Annotated in this window: 2 protein-coding genes; both read left to right on the top strand. The window is 45.0% G+C overall.

The window, feature by feature from the left end; genetic code table 11:
* The coding region (locus J7439_RS25390; RefSeq protein WP_209204846.1) for an RAP domain-containing protein at window positions 1–905 on the top strand (905 nt) is incomplete at its 5' end.
* Between the two features lie 238 nt (window positions 906–1,143).
* Window positions 1,144–1,520 (top strand): hypothetical protein (locus J7439_RS25395; protein ID WP_209204847.1); only part of this gene is annotated, 377 nt, incomplete at its 3' end.

Below are 1,520 nucleotides of genomic sequence, written 5' to 3' on the forward strand. Positions count from 1 at the left end.
CACCAGAGTTCAACGAGGCCGTCGCTGCGCTGTTGCCCCTCGTGAACGCACAGAAAGATCAATTTATTCCTCAGCATATCGCCAACCTGCTGTGGGCCATGGCGAAACTGGGTGAGCTCGTTAAGCTCAACGTGGTTACCTCTACGTTCGAATCGCTTGTCTACCGGATCAGTAACAACCCTCTGCTCTCTCAGCAAGGGATATTTATGTCTCTCTGGGGAGTAATGGTGTGCTGTGCCAGGTTATCTCTGGTCTCCACTATCAATAAAAAAAATGTGCTTGAAAAGCACATGGATGACCTGTTTACTTGCCTGAAAAATACATCCCCCGACAATGAAGAGGATCAATCCATCATGGCCATGGCCGCAAGTTGGCTTGGGAGAGCGTGTCCGGTCGTACCCCATTACCAGACAATCGTTTCAAAACGTCAATCCGACTTCCGCAATCAACTCCAATCATGCATTCCATCTTTGAGGATTGAAGAAGAAAAGAGTCTGAACTCACTGCCTCCGGTTGACCTGCTACTGCCAGATCACAACATGGTGATTGAAGTTCAGGGACCTTATCATTACGTGGGTGGTGATTTCAAAACCAGGAATGGTTCGACTCTGCTTAAAATCGCACTGTTGCAAAAAGCAGGATTTGAGGTCATTGAAATTCCGTTTAACATGCTCTTGAGTCAGGATTTAATGAAACCATACATTGATCAAATAAAGACCAGGATAGGCATCCCGCCACAGGGGCATGGCTCTGTATCACTTAAAAGAAGGTGGGCAGATGATGCATACGTTACTGCTGATAAAGGAAGGCAACCCTCAGATCACGGTTACTTGACTGCCGAAGATCATTCAGAGGAGCAAACAGGCAAACCAGGTAGAAAAAGGCAAAGAAAAAACAGCCAGTAAGCTCTTCCCTTCCGTCATGACTCAAGCACCATTTTCACATTCCAGGGAAGGAGTGCCAGCGTTGAACACTTGTTACCCATACATCTCGCCCCGGATGATTTGAAAATAACGAATTGGTGGAATCAGGAGTAGATGCGCTTACCCAACCGGTTACGTCTATAGCCATTTCAGCAAAATGAACTTCTGAACATAACAGCAGTCTGCTTTTTATATTCTCATGAATTAATGAAATATAGTTATGGATAGAAACTCTGCTGGTATCAGTGGTCAATACGCAAGATCAGATAATTATTATAACCGATCGGGTGGCCATGCCGCTTCTTCAAGACGAGGACGATATAGACATGCCACAGTCAGGTGGGATGATACCCCACGCACTAACCCTGGGCGTAATAAATTTTACCGTTCTTCTGACGCATGCACTTCTCAACATCTACAGCGCCGTTCAGTAAACCTTGCTCAAGATTTTAATGCGCTCATCAAACAGAAAATAATGGATGATCTGGTGAGTAAATCTTATCGTTTCGGTCATCGCTATGATGGGAGAAATCACGGTCAATATGCCAGTTCAATTAAAAAATACACGTCAGCTGCTAAAAGACCATTAAATCGAGC

It is taken from the genome of Salinisphaera sp. G21_0, from assembly GCF_017744115.1.
In the GTDB taxonomy this organism is placed as follows: Bacteria; Pseudomonadota; Gammaproteobacteria; order Pseudomonadales; family Endozoicomonadaceae; genus Endozoicomonas.